Source organism: Stutzerimonas sp. S1 (assembly GCF_025966695.1).
Classification (GTDB): domain Bacteria; phylum Pseudomonadota; class Gammaproteobacteria; order Pseudomonadales; family Pseudomonadaceae; genus Stutzerimonas.
The window spans coordinates 23,101-39,027 of record NZ_JAOEIY010000010.1 but is presented as its reverse complement, the minus strand read 5'-3'; the positions used below and the strand labels follow the sequence as shown (position 1 = coordinate 39,027).

The following is a 15,927-nucleotide window of genomic DNA, read 5'->3' as shown; positions in this document are numbered from 1 at the left end:
CACTGACCATGATCAATAAAACGCCCTGTTCATGCGGGATACACTAGATATCAATTCGCTATCAACGAAACTTTGGTAGGAGAATTTTTTATATCGGAAGCCTGAAAGGTTCTGCTTATACTCATTAAGAGCACGGCAGGATTAATTACGTGACAGACGCGCTAGTTATTAACTTTATATATGACTGACACCTTAACCAGACAAACAGGTAGGGCACGAAAATGCGAAAACTGACCCCCCTCTGGAGCGCGATGCTGATCGCCATGGCCTGTTCCGAAGCCCAGGCCATGAACCTTACCGAAGCCATTCAGAGCACCCTTACCAACCACCCGGAGCTGCGTGCGGATATCAACAGCCGGTTGACTGCCGATGAGCAGGCCAAGATGGCCAAGGGCGGGTATCTGCCGACCGTGGACATGCTGCTGGCCTATGGGCGGGAAAATACGGACAGCCCAAGCACTCGCGTCGGTGACAGCCACTCCGAGACGCTCAATGCGCGCAACGCGGAGCTGCGCCTGCGTCAGATGCTGTTCGATGGGTTCAACACGCCCAACGAAGTCGATCGCACCGAAGCCGTCGTCAATGCTCGCGCCTATCAGGTGCTCGGCACGACGGAAAGTCTCGCGCTGCGTACTGCGCAGGTTTATCTGGAGGTTTTGAAGCGTCGCGAGATGGTCGCCCTGGCCGAAAACAACCTGAAGGCTCACCTGCGGATCAATGACCAGATCGGCCTGCGCCGCCAGCGTGGCGTCGGCAGCGCCGCCGATGCAGATCAGTCCGAGGCGCGTCGCGCCCTCGCCGAGAACAACCTGTACACCGAGCAGGTGAACCTGGCGGATGCCGAGGCCAATTTTGTCAGCGTGGTGGGTCGCATGCCCGACGAGCTGGAAACACCCGCGTCACTCAAGGGCGAGATGCCGGGAGACTTGCTGGAAGCCCGCCAGCGGGTAGTCGCGAACAACCCGTACCTGAAATCCGCGCAGGCGGATGTCAACGCCGCCGAGAAGCAGTACGAGATCGCCAAGTCGCCGTTCTACCCGCGCTTCGATGTCGAGCTCGCCACCATGGCCAATGACAACATCAGCGGCGAAGAAGGCCACTACAACAAGTGGCGTGCGGCGGTGGTGATGAATTACAACCTGTTCAACGGCAATCGTGACAAGGCCCGGCTGCGCGCCACCTCACACCAGATCAACCAGGCCATGGACATTCGCAACAATGCCCTGCGTCAGCTGAACGAGAACCTCTCGCTGGCCTGGAACGCCATGGAAAATGCGCGGCTGCAGACGCCAAAGGCACGTGAGTACGCCGATTACACCAACAACGTCCGCCAGGCCTACCAGCAGCAGTTCGGCCTGGGCCAACGCACCCTGCTCGACCTGCTGGACAGTGAGAACGAGCTGTTCACCGCAAACCGTCGCTACACCGACGTGCGCTACACCGAGGAATACTCGATGTACCGCGTGGTAGCCGCGATGGGCGATCTGCTGCGCATGAAGAACGTCGTGATTCCAGCCGAGGCCACCGCGCTTACGGAAGTGAAGAGCGAAGCGCAGCTGCCCGATCTTCGCTAATCGCCTGGAGCACGCAATTTGACGACGATGGAGCGGGTAGCACCTTCGAGTGACCCGAGGCTCAGCCACGACGATCCGCTGCTGGATGGTCTGCTGATCCTGTGCAAGCAGCACGGCTGCGTGGCCAGCCGCGCCAGCCTGAGCGCCGGTCTGCCGATGCCCGAGCAGCGACTGTCGGCGGCGCTGCTTCCCCGTGCGGCAGCGCGCGCGGGGCTGCAGGGGCGCGTGCTCAAGCGCAAGCTGGGCTCGATCTCCGCGCTCAACCTGCCGGTACTGTTGCTGCTGAAGGACGGCCGTAGTGCCGTGCTCAGCAAGTGGGGGAACGAGCACAAGGCGCTGATCCTGCCCTGTGAAGCAGACGGTGGCGAACAATGGGTCGACATTGCTGCGCTGGACGCGGAATACAGCGGCCAGGCCTTCTTCGCGCGCCCGCGTCATGAACTGGAGGAAGCGCGCAACCCGCTGCTGCCGCGAGTCCACGCCTGGTTTCGCGATACGCTGAAGCTGTCGCGCTGGCTGTACGCCGACGCGATGCTGGCGTCGCTGCTGGTCAACATCCTCGGGCTGATGGTGCCGCTGTTCGTCATGCAGACCTACGACCGGGTGGTGCCCAATCAGGCCACCGCCACGCTCTGGGTGCTCGCCATCGGCCTGTTCATCGGCACCTCGTTCGAATTGCTGCTGCGCATCCTGCGTGCCCACTTGCTGGACACCGCCGGAAAAAAGACCGACATGGTGCTCTCTGCCACGTTGTTCGAACGCATCACCGGCATGAACATGAGCGCTCGACCGGCCACCGTCGGGGGATTCGCCCAGAGCATTCATGACTTTCAGGGCCTGCGCGACTTTCTCACCGCCGTCACGCTCACCAGCCTGATCGATCTGCCCTTCGCTCTGCTGATCATCATGGTGATCGGCCTGATCGGTGGCTGGCTGGTAGTGATTCCACTACTCGCCTTCCCGATCACCGCCCTCTTCGCCTTCATCATCCAGACGCGTCTTCGCGACACCGTGCAGAAGAGTCTGGCCCTGGCCGCCGAGCGTCAGGCACTGCTGGTGGAAACCCTCGGCGGACTGGAGACGCTGAAGGTCTGCGGCGCCGAAAGCGAGCGCCAGCATCGCTGGGAAAGCACCCACGGCGCCCTCACCCGCCTGGACAGCCATGCGCGGCTGCTCTCGGCCATCGCCATCAACGGCACGCTGTTCCTGCAGCAGTTCGCCGGCATGGCGACCATCGTCGGCGGCGTTTACCTGATCATCGCCGGCCAGCTCAGCGTCGGTGCCCTGGTGGCCTGCTACATGCTCGGCAGTCGCGTGCTCTCGCCGCTGGGGCAGATCGCCAGCCTGATCACCCGCCTGCAGCAGGCGCGACTGACCATGAAGAGCACCGATGCGCTGATGGCATTGCCGCAAGAACGCCGAGAGCGTCAGCGCCCGCTGGAGCGCACGCGCTTGAAAGGCGCGCTGGACATCAGCCAGCTCAGCTTCACCTATCCCGGCCTCAGCACACCATCACTGCGCGGGATCAACCTGCACATCGCCCCCGGCGAGCGGGTCGCGATCATCGGTCGCAGCGGCTCGGGCAAGAGCACACTGGCCCGGCTGATCATGGGGCTGCACACGCCCAACGAAGGGCAGATTCTGCTCGACGGCCTGGATCTGCGGCAGATCGACGTCGCCGACCTGCGCAGCCAGGTCGGCTATGTCTCCCACGACATGCCGCTACTGGCCGGCAGTCTGCGCGACAACCTGACCCTCGGTGCCCGCTACGTCACCGATGAACGCATGCTGGAAGTCGCGACGCTCACCGGCGCACATGAACTGGCGCGCCAGCATCCGCTGGGTTTCGACCGGCCCCTGGGCGAACGTGGCCAGCTCCTGTCTGGCGGCCAGCGTCAGCTGGTGCTGATGGCCCGTGCGCTACTGCTCGACCCGCCGATCCTGCTGCTCGATGAGCCGACCAGCGCCATGGACAACAGCACCGAGGATGCCCTGCGCCTGCACCTGCAAAGCTGGACGCAGGGCAAGACAGTACTGCTGATCACCCACCGCATGTCGATGCTCAGTCTGGTCGAACGGCTGATCGTTCTGGACAACGGCCATGTCGTCGCCGATGGGCCGAAGGCCGCGGTGATCGAAGCGCTGCGCAGAGGCCATATCGGCCAGGCTTCGGTATGAGCGAAAGACACATGAAGTTTCGTCACCCGTTGGTTTCCGGAGTCCCGGCATGACATTTCTCCCCTGGGTCTACTTCGCCAGAACTGCCCGCGCCAAAGAAGACATCGAGTACATGCCCACCATCCAGGGCGCGATCCTCGAGGATTCGCCCTGGCCCACCCGGCTGACGGTCTGGCTGGTGGCACTGCTGCTCGCCGCCGGCCTCACTTGGGCGCATTTCGCCGTGCTCGACGAGGTCACCACCGGTGAAGGCAAGGCGATTCCCTCGAGCAAGATCCAGACGATCCAGAATCTGGAGGGCGGAATCGTCGCGGAAATCTTCGTTCGTGAAGGCCAGGTGGTGAACAAGGGCGACATGCTGCTGCGTCTGGACGACACCCGTTTCCTCTCCAATCAGGAGGAGTCGGAAGTCGAGCGCCTCGCCCTGCAGGCCCACGTCGAGCGGCTCACCGCGGAGGCAGAAGGCACGCCACTGGTGCTCTCGGAGGCAATCACGCGCGCCCAGCCGCAGCTGGCCGAGGATCAGATGGCGCTCTATCAGTCGCGCCAGCAGCGCCTGCAGAGCGAGCAGAGCATCCTGCGCGAGCAACTGGCGCAGAAGCAGCAGGAAGTGGCGGAATTTCGCTCCAAGCAGCAGCAGTATCGTTCCAGCCTCGGGCTGATCCAGCAGGAGCTGAACATGTCCAGCCCGCTGGTGGCCGCCGGCGCGGTATCGGAAGTGGAGATCCTGCGCCTGCGCCGCAGCATGGTGGACGTACGCGGCGCGCTGGATGCAACCACCCTCGCCCTGCCGCGCGCCGAGGCCGCCGCGAAGGAAATCCAGAGCCGCATCGAGCAGTCCGAGCTGGCCTTCCGCGCCGAGGCCTTCAAGGAACTGAATGAGGCCCGCACGCACCTGCAGAAGATCACCGCCACCAGCGTGGCAATTCAGGACCGCGTCAGCCGCACCTCCGTCGTCTCGCCGGTGCATGGCGTGATCAAGCAGCTGAACGTGAATACCATCGGCGGCGTGGTGCAGCCGGGCAGCAACCTGCTGGAGATCGTCCCGCTAGAAGACAACCTGCTGATCGAGGCGCGCGTGCGCCCGCAGGACATTGCCTTCCTGCATCCTGGCCAGCGCGCCATGGTGAAATTCAGCGCCTACGACTACACCATCTACGGCGGCCTGGCAGCGAACCTGGAGCTGATCAGCGCCGACACCATCACCGACCGCGAAGGCCGCAGCTTCTATCTGATCCAGGTTCGCACCGACAAGAACTACCTGGGCTCCAAGGAGCATCCCCTGGTGATCATCCCCGGCATGGTCGCCACCGTGGACATCATCACCGGCCACAAGAGTGTGCTCGACTATATGCTCAAGCCGGTACTCAAGGCCCGTTACGAGGCACTGCGCGAACGCTAGCGCAGCGCCTCGCCTTCACCGTGATTGCGCCGATAGACCTCCTCGCCCATTGCCGCAATCTGCCCCTCGATCAACGCCTCGAAAGGTTTGAGCAAGGCGTCGAAGCGCTGCGTGCTTTCCAGCAGGTTCAGCGCGGTGACCACGGCTTCGATAGTCGACAGCGCACCAGCCGCAGGGGCCTTGCGCAGGCGGTAACGCGAGACCAGCCCCGGCGGCAGTGCCACCCTTGGCAGCGCCGCCAGCCACGGATTCACGTGCAGCAGCTTGCGCGCCTTGCGCCAGGTGCCGTCCGGAACGATCAGACGTAGCGGCTGTTGCGTCTCAGCCAGTTCGGTCAGCGAGATCGCGCCCTCTCCCGGAAACAACAGAAAGTTGCAGAGCGACTCGTCGCCAGGTTCGGCAAAGATCTCGCCGATGCGCAGCTCGGCGTGGCGCAGCCCCAGCGCAACCAACCGCGCGGTGTTCAAGGCATGCTGTGCCTCGCTCGGGTGCTGCAGGATCAGCACCTGCGTGCGACTTTCGAGCGACGGGATCAACGGGCACAGACACTGGGCTTGCGGGCGCTGGCAACGGGAGCAGAACGGACGCGACATGGTTCACCTCGGCGGCGGAGTCTGCCACAAGCGGGCGGACATCGGCAGAGCGACTATGCTTGCTGCCGCCAATCCCACAAGGAAATCTCATGGTCACGGTGCATCATCTGGAGCATTCGCGCTCCCACCGGGTGCTCTGGCTGCTCGAAGAGCTGGACGTTCCCTACGAACTCAAACGCTATGCACGCGATCCGAAGACACTACTCGCACCGGCAGAATTGAAGACTGTTCATCCGCTGGGCAAATCGCCGGTGATTACCGACGGCGAGCAGACCGTCGCCGAGTCCGCTGCAATTCTCGAATACCTGCTCGATGCCCATGGCGATGGCCAACTGCGTCCGGCTGCGGGATCGCCCGCCCACCTGCGCTACCGCTACTGGATGCACTACGCCGAGGGCTCGGCAATGCCACCGCTGTTACTCAAGCTCGTCTTCGATCGGGTCGCCAATGCGCCCATGCCTTTCTTCGCGCGGCCCATAGCACGTGCGATAGCGAGCCAGGCCAACAAGGCGTTCATCGGACCGCAGCTCAAGCTGCATCTGGACTATCTGGAAGATGAACTGGGCAAAAGTCACTGGTTCGCCGGCGACACGTTCAGCGCCGCGGATATCCAACTGAGCTATCCCATCGAGGCCGCAGCGGCTCGGGCGGGGTTGGATGGAAGCCGGCCCCGGCTGATGGACTATCTAGAGCGAATCCGCACGCGTCCTGCATACCAGCGGGCAGTAGAGCGCGGCGGACCACCAATACCCGGGCGGTGACGCCTGAGCTCAGCGCCGGCGCGGTCGCGATGCGTCCGTACGCTCGGTAGGCACCCGGATCGGCTGCATGCGTGGTGCTTCGATCAGCCCGAGGGCAACCGCCAGCCTCCACATCACGTAATTGAGCCGTGCTTTCATGGTCGAACCCTCCTGCTTATCAACGGGTCACAGCGCAGCCATGCTGGGCTTCATGGTTGAGCATAAGCCAAGTTGCCCGCCGGCGCCCGGACTCGCTGCGCTCATGGGCCAACACGACGCCGATATTGTTTTACCGGCCTTTTCAATTGCGACCAGCGGTAGCGTGGACCGTTCATCCTTCCCCGTGCCACGCGTCCGCCGCAGGTGCTGCTGTGGCGAGTTCAGTGGCTGGCTTCGCCCTTGCGCCGGTAAGGGAATACGTCGATGACTTTGCCGGTACGAATGGCGTCCTGCAGGCTCTTCCAGTAGTCGGCGTCATACAGCTCGCCGTGCAAACGGGCGAACTGACGACGCAGGTTGAGATCGGCGAAGAGAAAACGCGGAAACTCTTCCGGGAACACGTCGTTGGGCCCCACCGAATACCACGGTTCGGACGCCATCTCGTCCTCCGGATAACGCGGCGGCGGGATGTGGCGGAAGTTCACCTCGGTGAGGAAGCAGATCTCGTCGTAGTCATAGAACACCACCCGGCCGTGGCGGGTGACGCCGAAATTCTTCAGCAGCATGTCGCCAGGAAAGATATTGGCCGCCGCCAGCTGCTTGATCGCCAGGCCATAATCCTCCAGCGCTTCGAGCCGCTGCTGCTCGCTGGCATTTTCCAGGTAGATGTTCAGCGGCATCATACGCCGCTCTGTCCAGCAATGGCGCACCAGCACGGTGTCGCCCTGGACCTCGACAGTCGAGGGCGCGACCTCCAGCAGTTCGGCCAGGCAATCGGGATCGAACTTGGAGGTGGGAAAGCGGAAATCGGCGAACTCCTGAGTGTCGGCCATGCGCCCCACCCGGTCGACGCTCTTCACCAGACGGTACTTCTCCACCACCGTGGAATGATCGACGTTCTTGGTCGGCGAGAAGCGGTCCTTGATGATCTTGAACACGGTGTTGAAGCCAGGCAGCGTGAACACGCTCATCACCATCCCGCGCACACCCGGCGCCATGATGAAACGGTCGTCCGTGCTGGCCAGGTGGTTGATCAGCGCACGGTAGAACTCCGACTTGCCGTGCTTGTAGAAGCCGATCGAGGTATAGAGTTCGGCGATGTGCTTGCCCGGCAGGATGCGTTTGAGAAAGCCGATGAACTCCGCGGGGATCGGCACTTCCACCATGAAATACGAACGGGTGAAGGAGAAGATGATCGAGACTTCCGCCTCGTCGGTGATCAACGCATCGGCGACGATGCCCTCGCCTTCGCGGTGCAGCAGCGGAATCGCCAGCGGCCACTGCTCGTCGCGGGTGAAGATGCGGCCGATCAGATAGGCGCCCTTGTTGCGATAGAGCACCGAGGCGAACAGTTCGATGGTCAGTTCAGGATCCTTGCAGACCCAGTCCGGCAGGGAGTCGTTGAGCTGCGTCAGCAGGCGGCGCAGATCGCCGACACGATCGACGTAGGGCACGCTGAAGGCGAAGTCATCGAGTATCTGCTCCAGCACTCCGGCAAGATCCCCCCTGGGCAGGTAGCTTCGGGTTTGCGCGACCCGTTCGCGGGCACGAGCCGACGGTCGGGTGGTGTGGATGAACATGGTGCCGTCACTGATGCAGTCATGACTGAACAGCCCACAGAAGATCGAGTTGTACCAGGTTTCCGACAACTCATCGTCGAAGCGCGGGTTGATCTGCTCGATGTAGGCGCTCTTGATCTGCGGCCAGTATTCGACCTGCAGCAGCGGCGCCTTGTCGAAGGTCGCCAACAGATGATTGCGGGTTTCGCTGACCTTTTCCTCGTACAGGTTAATCCGTGCTGCCGAGGCACGCTGGGCTTCCTGCCATTGCGCCTGTTCGAAGCGCGCACGAGCGCCTTCGGTGATCAGGCGGAACTGCTCGCGGTAATCGTCGAAGCCGAGAAGAATCTGCCGGGCGATTTCGGCAGCCGGTTGCTGCTCCATGAGGGAATCTCTGCGGCAAGGGAGGAACGGCGAGCTTAGCCAGTGCCCCCGCGCAAGGAAAGTCGGCCGATGGTCAAGCCGCCAGTTTGAAAGTCGTTTCCGGCTTGCCGGTTGCCGGAGCACCGACAACACTTGTCGCTCCGCGATAGGAGCACCGGCATGCGCGCCCTCGACCTGTTCCGCCTCATCAGTCTGGCCGCCATCTGGGGCGCCAGTTTTCTCTTCATGCGAGTGATCGCCCCGGTGCTCGGGACCTTCCCCACCGCCTTCTTCCGCGTACTGCTGGCCACTCTCGGGCTGCTCATGATCCTGCTGATCCTGCGGGCACGCTGGGATTTTCGCGGCAAGCTCGGCCTGTGTCTGCTGCTGGGGACCATCAACTCGGGCATCCCGTTCGCCTTCTACGCACTCGCCGCCCAGCTGCTGCCGGCTGGCTATTCGGCGATATTCAATGCGACGACCCCGCTGATGGGCGTGCTGATCGGCGCGCTGTTCTTCGCCGAGGAGCTGACGCTGTCCAAGGTGATCGGTGTGCTCTGCGGCTTGGCCGGCGTGATCGTGCTGACGCGCACCGGGCCGGTGTCGTTCGATGCCGATCTGCTGATTGGCGCCCTCGCCTGCCTCGGTGCAACCGCGTGCTACGGACTCGGCGGGTTTCTCACGCGACGCTGGATCAACCAGCATGGAGGCCTCAGCAGCGAGCTGGTGGCCTTCGGCAGTCAGGCCGGCGCGGCGCTCTGCCTGTTGCCACTGTTCGGCCTCTCGGTGCTGCATGCGCCACCTGCCAGCTGGGGCGGCAGCCCGGTGTGGCTCAGCCTGATCGGACTTGGCGTACTCTGCACCGCCTTCGCCTACATCCTGTACTTCCGCCTGCTCGCCGATATCGGCCCGGTCAAGACGCTGACCGTCACCTTCATCATTCCGCCATTCGGCGTTTTCTGGGGCGCGTTGTTGCTTGGCGAGCCGCTGTCCTGGGCCTATGTCTACGGTGGTGCGCTGATTGCGCTGGCCCTGTGGCTGGTCCTGAAACAGGCGCCGGCCACACCGGTACCTGCAACGGGTGGACGGACATGAGCGCCCGTCGCGAGGGAAGCGGGCGGGTATCCGGCTGCAAGCGCGTGCACCCTAAGCCCGCCGCCGGGGATTACTGCACCAGTTCCTGCTCGCTGAACATGTCGGCGAACAGCATGGTCGACAGGTAGCGCTCGCCGGAGTCCGGCAGGATCACCACGATATTCTTGCCCTGCATTTCCGGCCGCTCGGCCATACGCACCGCCGCCGCCATCGCCGCGCCGCAGGAGATGCCACAGAGGATGCCTTCCTCACGCATCAGACGCAGGGCCATGTTCTTGGCCTCCTCGTCATCCACCAGTTCGACGCGGTCGATCAGCGACAGATCGAGGTTCTTCGGCACGAAACCGGCGCCGATGCCCTGAATCTTGTGCGGGCTGGGCTTGATCTCTTCCCCGGCCAGCGCCTGAGTGATCACCGGCGAGCTGGTCGGCTCGACCGCCACGCTGAGGATCTGCTTGCCCTTGGTGTTCTTGATGAACCGCGACACCCCGGTGATGGTGCCGCCGGTGCCGACACCGGCGACCAGCACGTCCACGCCGCCGTCGGTGTCGTTCCAGATTTCCGGACCGGTGGTCTTTTCGTGGATCGCCGGATTCGACGGATTCTCGAACTGCTGCGGCAGGAAATAGCGTTCAGGATCGGAGGCGGCGATCTCGGTCGCCTTGTCGATTGCACCCTTCATGCCCTTGGCCGGCTCGGTCAGGACCAGCTCGGCACCGAGTGCCTTGAGCACCTTGCGCCGCTCCAGGCTCATCGACGCGGGCATGGTCAGCATCAGCTTGTAGCCACGGGCGGCTGCCACGAAGGCCAGGCCGATGCCGGTATTGCCGGAGGTCGGCTCGACGATGGTCATGCCGGGCTTGAGCCGGCCACTCTCCTCGGCATCCCAGATCATGCCGGCGCCGATGCGGCATTTCACCGAATAAGCGGGATTGCGGCCTTCGATCTTGGCCAGAATGCTGACGCCCTTGGGGCCCAGACGGTTGATCATCACCAGCGGCGTGTTGCCGATGGAACGTGCGTTGTCGGCGTAGATGCGGCTCATCAGTGTGTCCCTGCGCGGAAGAAAACCAGGGCAGAAAGCCTATGCGCAGACCCCGCCGACGTCCAGCCGAACTCACCGTGCTGGCCGAAGGTCCATCCAAGACCTCCCCGAGCCATTCCGGATCGCCATGAAACGCCGCTACCTGCCCCTGTGGCTCCTGCTCATCCTCGCTGCGCTGCTGGTGCTGCTGCACCTGGCCCTGCCCGTGCTGGTGCGCAACTACCTCAACCAGTCCATGGCCGACATGGGCGACTACCAGGGGCACGTGGATGACGTCGACCTTGCCTGGTGGCGCGGCGCCTACCGGGTCGAAGGGCTGAACATCGAGAAGAAGGACAAACGGGTACAGGCGCCGCTGTTCAAGGCCCCGGGTATCGATATCGCCATCAGCTGGCGCGCGCTCTGGCAGGACCGCGCGGTAGTTGGCGAGGTGGAGTTCGAGCAACCGCAGCTGAACCTCGTCGATGGTGGCGACCAGGGCGAATCGCAGACCGGTGAGGGTGTCGACTGGCGCGATCAGCTCGACGCGCTGCTGCCGATCACGCTCAACGAGATCCGCGTGGTCGATGGCCAGCTGTCATTTCGCAACTTCACCGCGCAACCGCCCGTACACGTCTACGCCAGCGACATCCAGGCCAGTCTGTACAACCTGACCAATACGGCCGATGCGCAAGGCAGCCGGGTGGCCACCTTCGAGGGTACCGGCAAGCTGTTCAATCGCTCGCCCATCGAAGCCAGCGCGCGCTTCGACCCGTTCACCGACTGGGAGGATTTCGAACTCAGCCTGCGCGCCACGGATATCGCGCTCAAGCAACTGAACGACTTCAGTCGTGCCTATGGCAAGTTCGACTTTGCCGGCGGTAGCGGCGATCTGGTGCTGGAAGTCGAAGCCACCGACAGCCAGCTGGACGGTTACATCAAGCCCTTGCTGCGCAACGTCGACGTCTTCAATTTCCAACAGGACGTCGAGAACGAAGACAAGGGCTTGCTGCGTGGCCTCTGGGAAGCCGTGGTCGGCGGCGGCCAGGAAGTGCTGCAGAACCAGCAGAAGGATCAGTTCGCCACGCGCATCGAACTCTCCGGCAGCACCCGCAACGCCGATGTCAGCCCGTTCCAGGCGTTCATCGCCATCCTGCGCAACGCCTTCGTTGAAGCGTTCACGGCCCGCTTCGAGCGATCGCTGGAAGATAACGACCGCTGAATCTGGCCGAAACATCCAACGGCGATCATTCAGTGACTGAATGATCGCCTCGCGTTCACAGTCAGGTGTGCATCACTTATAGTCGGCCTCCTAAATTCCAACACGAAGCGCCTGCGTGCCAGGCCCGCCCAAGGAATCCGCAATGAAATTCGAAGGCACCCAGTCCTACGTCGCCACCGACGACCTCAAGCTTGCCGTCAACGCCGCTATCACCCTGCAGCGTCCGCTGCTGGTCAAGGGTGAGCCCGGCACCGGCAAGACCATGCTGGCCGAACAGCTGGCCGAATCGTTCGGCGCCAAGCTGATCACCTGGCACATCAAATCCACCACCAAGGCGCACCAGGGCCTCTACGAATACGATGCGGTGAGCCGCCTGCGTGACTCGCAGCTGGGCGTGGACAAGGTCCACGATGTGAAGAACTACATCAAGAAAGGCAAGCTGTGGGAGGCGTTCGAGAGCGACGAGCGGGTGATCCTGCTGATCGACGAGATCGACAAGGCCGACATCGAGTTCCCCAACGACCTGTTGCAGGAACTCGACAAGATGGAGTTCTACGTCTACGAGACCAACGAAACCATCAAGGCCACCCAGCGGCCGATCATCATCATCACCTCGAACAACGAGAAGGAACTACCGGACGCCTTCCTGCGCCGCTGCTTCTTCCATTACATCGCCTTCCCCGATCGCGAGACGCTGCAGCGCATCGTCGACGTGCACTACCCGAACATCAAGAAGGACCTGGTCAGCGAGGCGCTGGACGTGTTCTTCGATGTGCGCAAGGTACCGGGCCTGAAGAAGAAACCCTCGACCTCCGAACTGGTCGATTGGCTGAAGCTGCTGATGGCGGACAACATCGGCGAGGCCGTGCTGCGCGAGCGCGATCCGACCCGGGCGATTCCGCCACTGGCCGGTGCGCTGGTGAAGAACGAACAGGACGTGATGCTGCTGGAACGTCTAGCCTTCATGAGTCGCCGCGCCAGCAGCCGCTGACCCGCCGGTGTCTCGTGGGAGAGCCGGCCGCTCACTCACTGGAGGAACAACCATGCAAACGCATACCGGTAGTTGTCTGTGCGGCGTCGTGCGCTACCGCATCGACGCCCCCATCACCGAGCTGACCCATTGCCACTGCAAGATGTGTCGCAAGGCTCACGGCGCCGCCTTCGCCACCTACGCGAGCGTGCCGCTGGAAGCCTTCCACTTCATGTCCGGCAAGGACCAGCTGGGCGTCTACCACTCCTCCGAACACGTGACGCGTACCTTCTGCATCCGCTGCGGCTCCAACCTGTTGTTCGTCGACAACCGCGAGCATGAGGTCGGCGTCGCCGCCGGCACGCTCGACTCGCCGCTGCCGGTACCTGCGCAATCGCACATCTTCGTCGGCTCCAAGGCCGACTGGTACGAGATTCGCGACGGGCTACCCCAGCACGACCGTGATCTTTAACCCCATCGCCATCGCGCACCGCCAAGTGCGCGCCTGAGGTTCTGCCATGCTGCTTGGCCTGTTCAACGAAATGCGTGCCGCCAAGGTTCCCGTCTCGGTACGTGAACTGCTCGATCTGATCGACGCCCTCAAACACCGCGTGGTGTTCGCCGACATGGACGAGTTCTACTTCCTCGCGCGCACCGTGATGGTCAAGGACGAGCGCCACTTCGACAAATTCGACCGGGCCTTCGGCGCCTACTTCAACGGCCTGCAGAGCCTCGACCAGCATCTGGAAGCGCTGATTCCGGAAGACTGGCTGCGCAAGGAATTCGAGCGCAGCCTGACCGACGAGGAGCGCGCACAGATCCAGTCGCTCGGCGGCCTGGACAAGCTGATCGAGGAGTTCAAGAAGCGCCTCGAGGAACAGAAGGAACGCCACGCCGGCGGCAACAAGTGGATCGGCACAGGCGGCACCAGCCCGTTCGGCTCCGGTGGCTACAACCCGGAAGGCATCCGCATCGGCGATGCCGGCAAGCGCCAGGGCCGCGCGGTGAAGGTCTGGGACCAGCGCGAGTACAAGAACCTCGACGATCAGGTCGAACTGGGCACGCGCAACATCAAGATCGCCCTGCGCCGTCTGCGCAAGTTCGCCCGCCAGGGTGCGGCGGACGAGTTGGACATCGACGGCACCATCGACCACACCGCCCGCGATGCCGGTCTGCTCAACATCCAGATGCGCCCGGAACGGCGCAATGCAGTGAAGCTGCTGATCCTGTTCGACATCGGCGGCTCGATGGACGCCCACGTGAAGGTCTGCGAAGAGCTGTTCTCGGCCTGCAAAACCGAGTTCAAGCACCTGGAGTACTTCTACTTCCACAACTTCATCTACGAGTCGGTGTGGAAGAACAACTTCCGCCGCACTTCGGAGCGCACTTCGACGCTGGATGTGCTGCACAAATACGGCGCCGACTACAAAGTCGTGTTCGTCGGCGACGCGGCGATGGCGCCCTACGAGGTCACCCAACCCGGCGGCAGTGTCGAACACTGGAACGAGGAAGCCGGCTACGTGTGGATGCAGCGCTTCATGGAGAAGTACAAGAAGCTCATTTGGATCAACCCCTACCCCAAGGACACCTGGGGCTACACCACCTCAACCGGCATCATCCGCGAGCTGGTGGAGGATCGGATGTATCCGCTGACCCTGAGCGGGCTGGAAGAAGGCATGAAATTCCTCGCCAAATGATCGAGCCAGGACGCGTGGTGCGTCCTGACGTGTGTTCGACCGCTCAGCGATAAATCCGCGAGCGCCGGCGCTTCGAGCGAAACGGATAGCTGAGGGCGAGCAGCAGGCTTTCCACCAGCCAGGCCAGCAGCAGCGCACAGCTCAGCCCCCAGGCAATCGCCTCGGGCGCCAGCAGCACCTGATAGCGGTAGCCGGCGACGGTCTCCTGACGCAGCTCGGCATCGGCGCCGAACAGTACGTGCCAGCTGCGCACGTACCAGGGTTGCTGCATGGCCTGCCACTCACGTTCCAGCAACCGTACACGCTGCACCAGTGCCTCCAGACTGCGCGCATCGCTCTGGATCACCGCATCGTCACTGGCCCGGTAATGCGCCACCAGCGCGTCCAGATCGCCCTCGAAAAATCGCTGCGCCGTGTCGCGAAACCCCTGCAGTCCGCGCTGCGCTTCCTGCCGATGAGCCTCGACGCGCTGCCCATACGCATCGATGAACCCCGGCACCTGCACACCCACCAGCAAGCCGAGGGCGAACAGGGCCAGCCGCAGATAACTTCTCAGCATGTGCCTTCCCGGCCCTGGGCGACGCATTCTCCATGGCGCCACAGACTCCACTGCCCGGTTTCATGGATGGTCCAGGACTCGTTGTCGGTCAACGGCTCGGTTGCCAGCACGGTGACCACGTCCCTGGGCGTGGTCTCCGCCTGGAAATCCACCGTCAACTCGGCGTCCTTGAGCTGCGCAGGACCAAAAGGCGCACGTCGGGTGATCTGCGCCAGCTTGGTGGTGCAGAAGCTGAACAGCCATTCACCGTTGCTCAGCAGGCAGTTGAATACGCCCTTGCTGCGATAGTGCCGACAGGCGGCCAGCAGCGTCGGCAGTAGCGCTTCGGCCTCCACCCTTTCCGGAAAGTCGGAGCGAATCCGATTCAGCAGATCGCAGAATGCGGCTTCGCTGTCGGTGTCGCCGACCGCGCGATAGAACCCCTTGGGGGGAATGAACTCGGCCAGTTGCCCGTTATGCGCAAAGCACCAGTACTGCCCCCAGAGCTCGCGCATGAACGGATGGGTGTTCACCAGCGCCACCTTGCCGACGTTGGCATGGCGAATATGGCCGATCACCACCTCGCTCTTGATCAGGTACTGCTGGACCATCTTCGCCACTTCCGACTCGCAACTGGCCACCGGGTCCTGGAACAGCCGCAGGCCGTGCCCCTCATAGAAGGCGATGCCCCAGCCATCCTTGTGCGGACCGGTCTTGCCACCACGCTGCATCAGTCCGGTGAAGCTGAAAACGATATCGGTGGGAACATTGGCGCTCATGCCGAGCAATTCGCACATACGTTGGCTTCCCCTG

Annotated in this window: 15 protein-coding genes; 9 read left to right on the top strand and 6 right to left on the bottom strand. The window is 63.0% G+C overall.

Annotated features, from left to right (window positions below; all coding sequences use genetic code 11):
- The first annotated feature begins 221 nt into the window (after nucleotides 1–221).
- Genes N8H22_RS19295 through N8H22_RS19285 form a run of 3 tightly spaced genes read left to right on the top strand, consistent with a single transcriptional unit; the run spans nucleotide 222 to nucleotide 5,154 of the window.
- Complete coding sequence (locus N8H22_RS19295; protein WP_264592106.1) at nucleotides 222–1,574, top strand: TolC family outer membrane protein; 1,353 nt, start codon at nucleotides 222–224, stop codon at nucleotides 1,572–1,574.
- A 27-nt stretch (nucleotides 1,575–1,601) separates the two neighbouring features.
- Nucleotides 1,602–3,752 carry a type I secretion system permease/ATPase gene (locus N8H22_RS19290; protein ID WP_264592151.1) on the top strand — a complete coding sequence of 717 codons (2,151 nt, stop codon included), beginning with the start codon at nucleotides 1,602–1,604 and terminating at the stop codon, nucleotides 3,750–3,752.
- Nucleotides 3,753–3,801: 49 nt separating this feature from the next.
- Nucleotides 3,802–5,154: an HlyD family type I secretion periplasmic adaptor subunit gene (locus tag N8H22_RS19285; protein WP_264592105.1), complete on the top strand. Its 1,353-nt coding sequence runs from the start codon at nucleotides 3,802–3,804 to the stop codon at nucleotides 5,152–5,154.
- On the opposite strand, the gene N8H22_RS19280 is transcribed toward N8H22_RS19285, so the two are convergent.
- Entirely contained in the window at nucleotides 5,151–5,747 is a 597-nt protein-coding gene (locus N8H22_RS19280) for a DTW domain-containing protein (RefSeq protein WP_264592104.1), read from the bottom strand. The two genes, N8H22_RS19285 and N8H22_RS19280, sit on opposite strands and share 4 nt — an antisense overlap.
- Before the next feature lie 89 nt (nucleotides 5,748–5,836).
- Here N8H22_RS19280 and N8H22_RS19275 point away from each other — a divergent pair, with 89 nt between their 5' ends.
- On the top strand, nucleotides 5,837–6,508 hold the full coding sequence (locus tag N8H22_RS19275) for a glutathione S-transferase (protein WP_264592103.1): 672 nt from the start codon (nucleotides 5,837–5,839) through the stop codon (nucleotides 6,506–6,508).
- Between the two features lie 9 nt (nucleotides 6,509–6,517).
- Here the strand turns inward: N8H22_RS19275 and N8H22_RS19270 are convergent, their stop codons facing one another.
- Both N8H22_RS19270 and aceK read right to left on the bottom strand, forming a co-directional pair.
- Nucleotides 6,518–6,646, bottom strand: coding sequence for a PA1414 family protein (locus N8H22_RS19270; RefSeq protein ID WP_264592102.1), 129 nt, complete (start codon nucleotides 6,644–6,646; stop codon nucleotides 6,518–6,520).
- A gap of 221 nt (nucleotides 6,647–6,867) precedes the next feature.
- Nucleotides 6,868–8,589, bottom strand: a complete 1,722-nt coding sequence (gene aceK / locus N8H22_RS19265) for a bifunctional isocitrate dehydrogenase kinase/phosphatase (RefSeq protein WP_264592101.1) — start codon at nucleotides 8,587–8,589, stop codon at nucleotides 6,868–6,870.
- 159 nt (nucleotides 8,590–8,748) lie between these two features.
- Between aceK and N8H22_RS19260 the strand changes: the two genes are divergently transcribed.
- A complete protein-coding gene (locus tag N8H22_RS19260; RefSeq protein ID WP_264592100.1) occupies nucleotides 8,749–9,663 on the top strand; it encodes a DMT family transporter in 915 nt (304 codons plus the stop codon).
- A 70-nt stretch (nucleotides 9,664–9,733) separates the two neighbouring features.
- Here the strand turns inward: N8H22_RS19260 and cysK are convergent, their stop codons facing one another.
- The gene (gene cysK, locus N8H22_RS19255) at nucleotides 9,734–10,708 is read right to left on the bottom strand and encodes a cysteine synthase A (protein WP_264592099.1); all 975 of its coding nucleotides are present in this window, start codon (nucleotides 10,706–10,708) and stop codon (nucleotides 9,734–9,736) included.
- A 127-nt stretch (nucleotides 10,709–10,835) separates the two neighbouring features.
- Here cysK and N8H22_RS19250 point away from each other — a divergent pair, with 127 nt between their 5' ends.
- The 4 genes from N8H22_RS19250 to N8H22_RS19235 all read left to right on the top strand — a co-directional run bounded on the left by N8H22_RS19250 (nucleotide 10,836) and on the right by N8H22_RS19235 (nucleotide 14,576).
- Nucleotides 10,836–11,909, top strand: coding sequence for a DUF748 domain-containing protein (locus tag N8H22_RS19250; protein WP_264592098.1), 1,074 nt, complete (start codon nucleotides 10,836–10,838; stop codon nucleotides 11,907–11,909).
- 142 nt (nucleotides 11,910–12,051) lie between these two features.
- A complete protein-coding gene (locus tag N8H22_RS19245) occupies nucleotides 12,052–12,900 on the top strand; it encodes a MoxR family ATPase (RefSeq protein WP_264592097.1) in 849 nt (282 codons plus the stop codon).
- A 52-nt stretch (nucleotides 12,901–12,952) separates the two neighbouring features.
- Nucleotides 12,953–13,351, top strand: coding sequence for a GFA family protein (locus tag N8H22_RS19240; protein WP_264592096.1), 399 nt, complete (start codon nucleotides 12,953–12,955; stop codon nucleotides 13,349–13,351).
- 46 nt (nucleotides 13,352–13,397) lie between these two features.
- Nucleotides 13,398–14,576, top strand: a complete 1,179-nt coding sequence (locus N8H22_RS19235; protein ID WP_264592095.1) for a VWA domain-containing protein — start codon at nucleotides 13,398–13,400, stop codon at nucleotides 14,574–14,576.
- A gap of 43 nt (nucleotides 14,577–14,619) precedes the next feature.
- Here N8H22_RS19235 and N8H22_RS19230 read toward each other — a convergent pair whose 3' ends face one another.
- Nucleotides 14,620–15,135 (bottom strand): DUF2937 family protein, encoded by a 516-nt coding sequence (locus N8H22_RS19230; protein ID WP_264592094.1) that lies wholly within the window; start codon nucleotides 15,133–15,135, stop codon nucleotides 14,620–14,622.
- Nucleotides 15,129–15,911: a class II glutamine amidotransferase gene (locus N8H22_RS19225; RefSeq protein ID WP_264592093.1), complete on the bottom strand. Its 783-nt coding sequence runs from the start codon at nucleotides 15,909–15,911 to the stop codon at nucleotides 15,129–15,131. The genes N8H22_RS19230 and N8H22_RS19225 overlap by 7 nt, the downstream gene beginning before the upstream one ends.
- Between the last annotated feature and the right edge of the window lie 16 nt (nucleotides 15,912–15,927).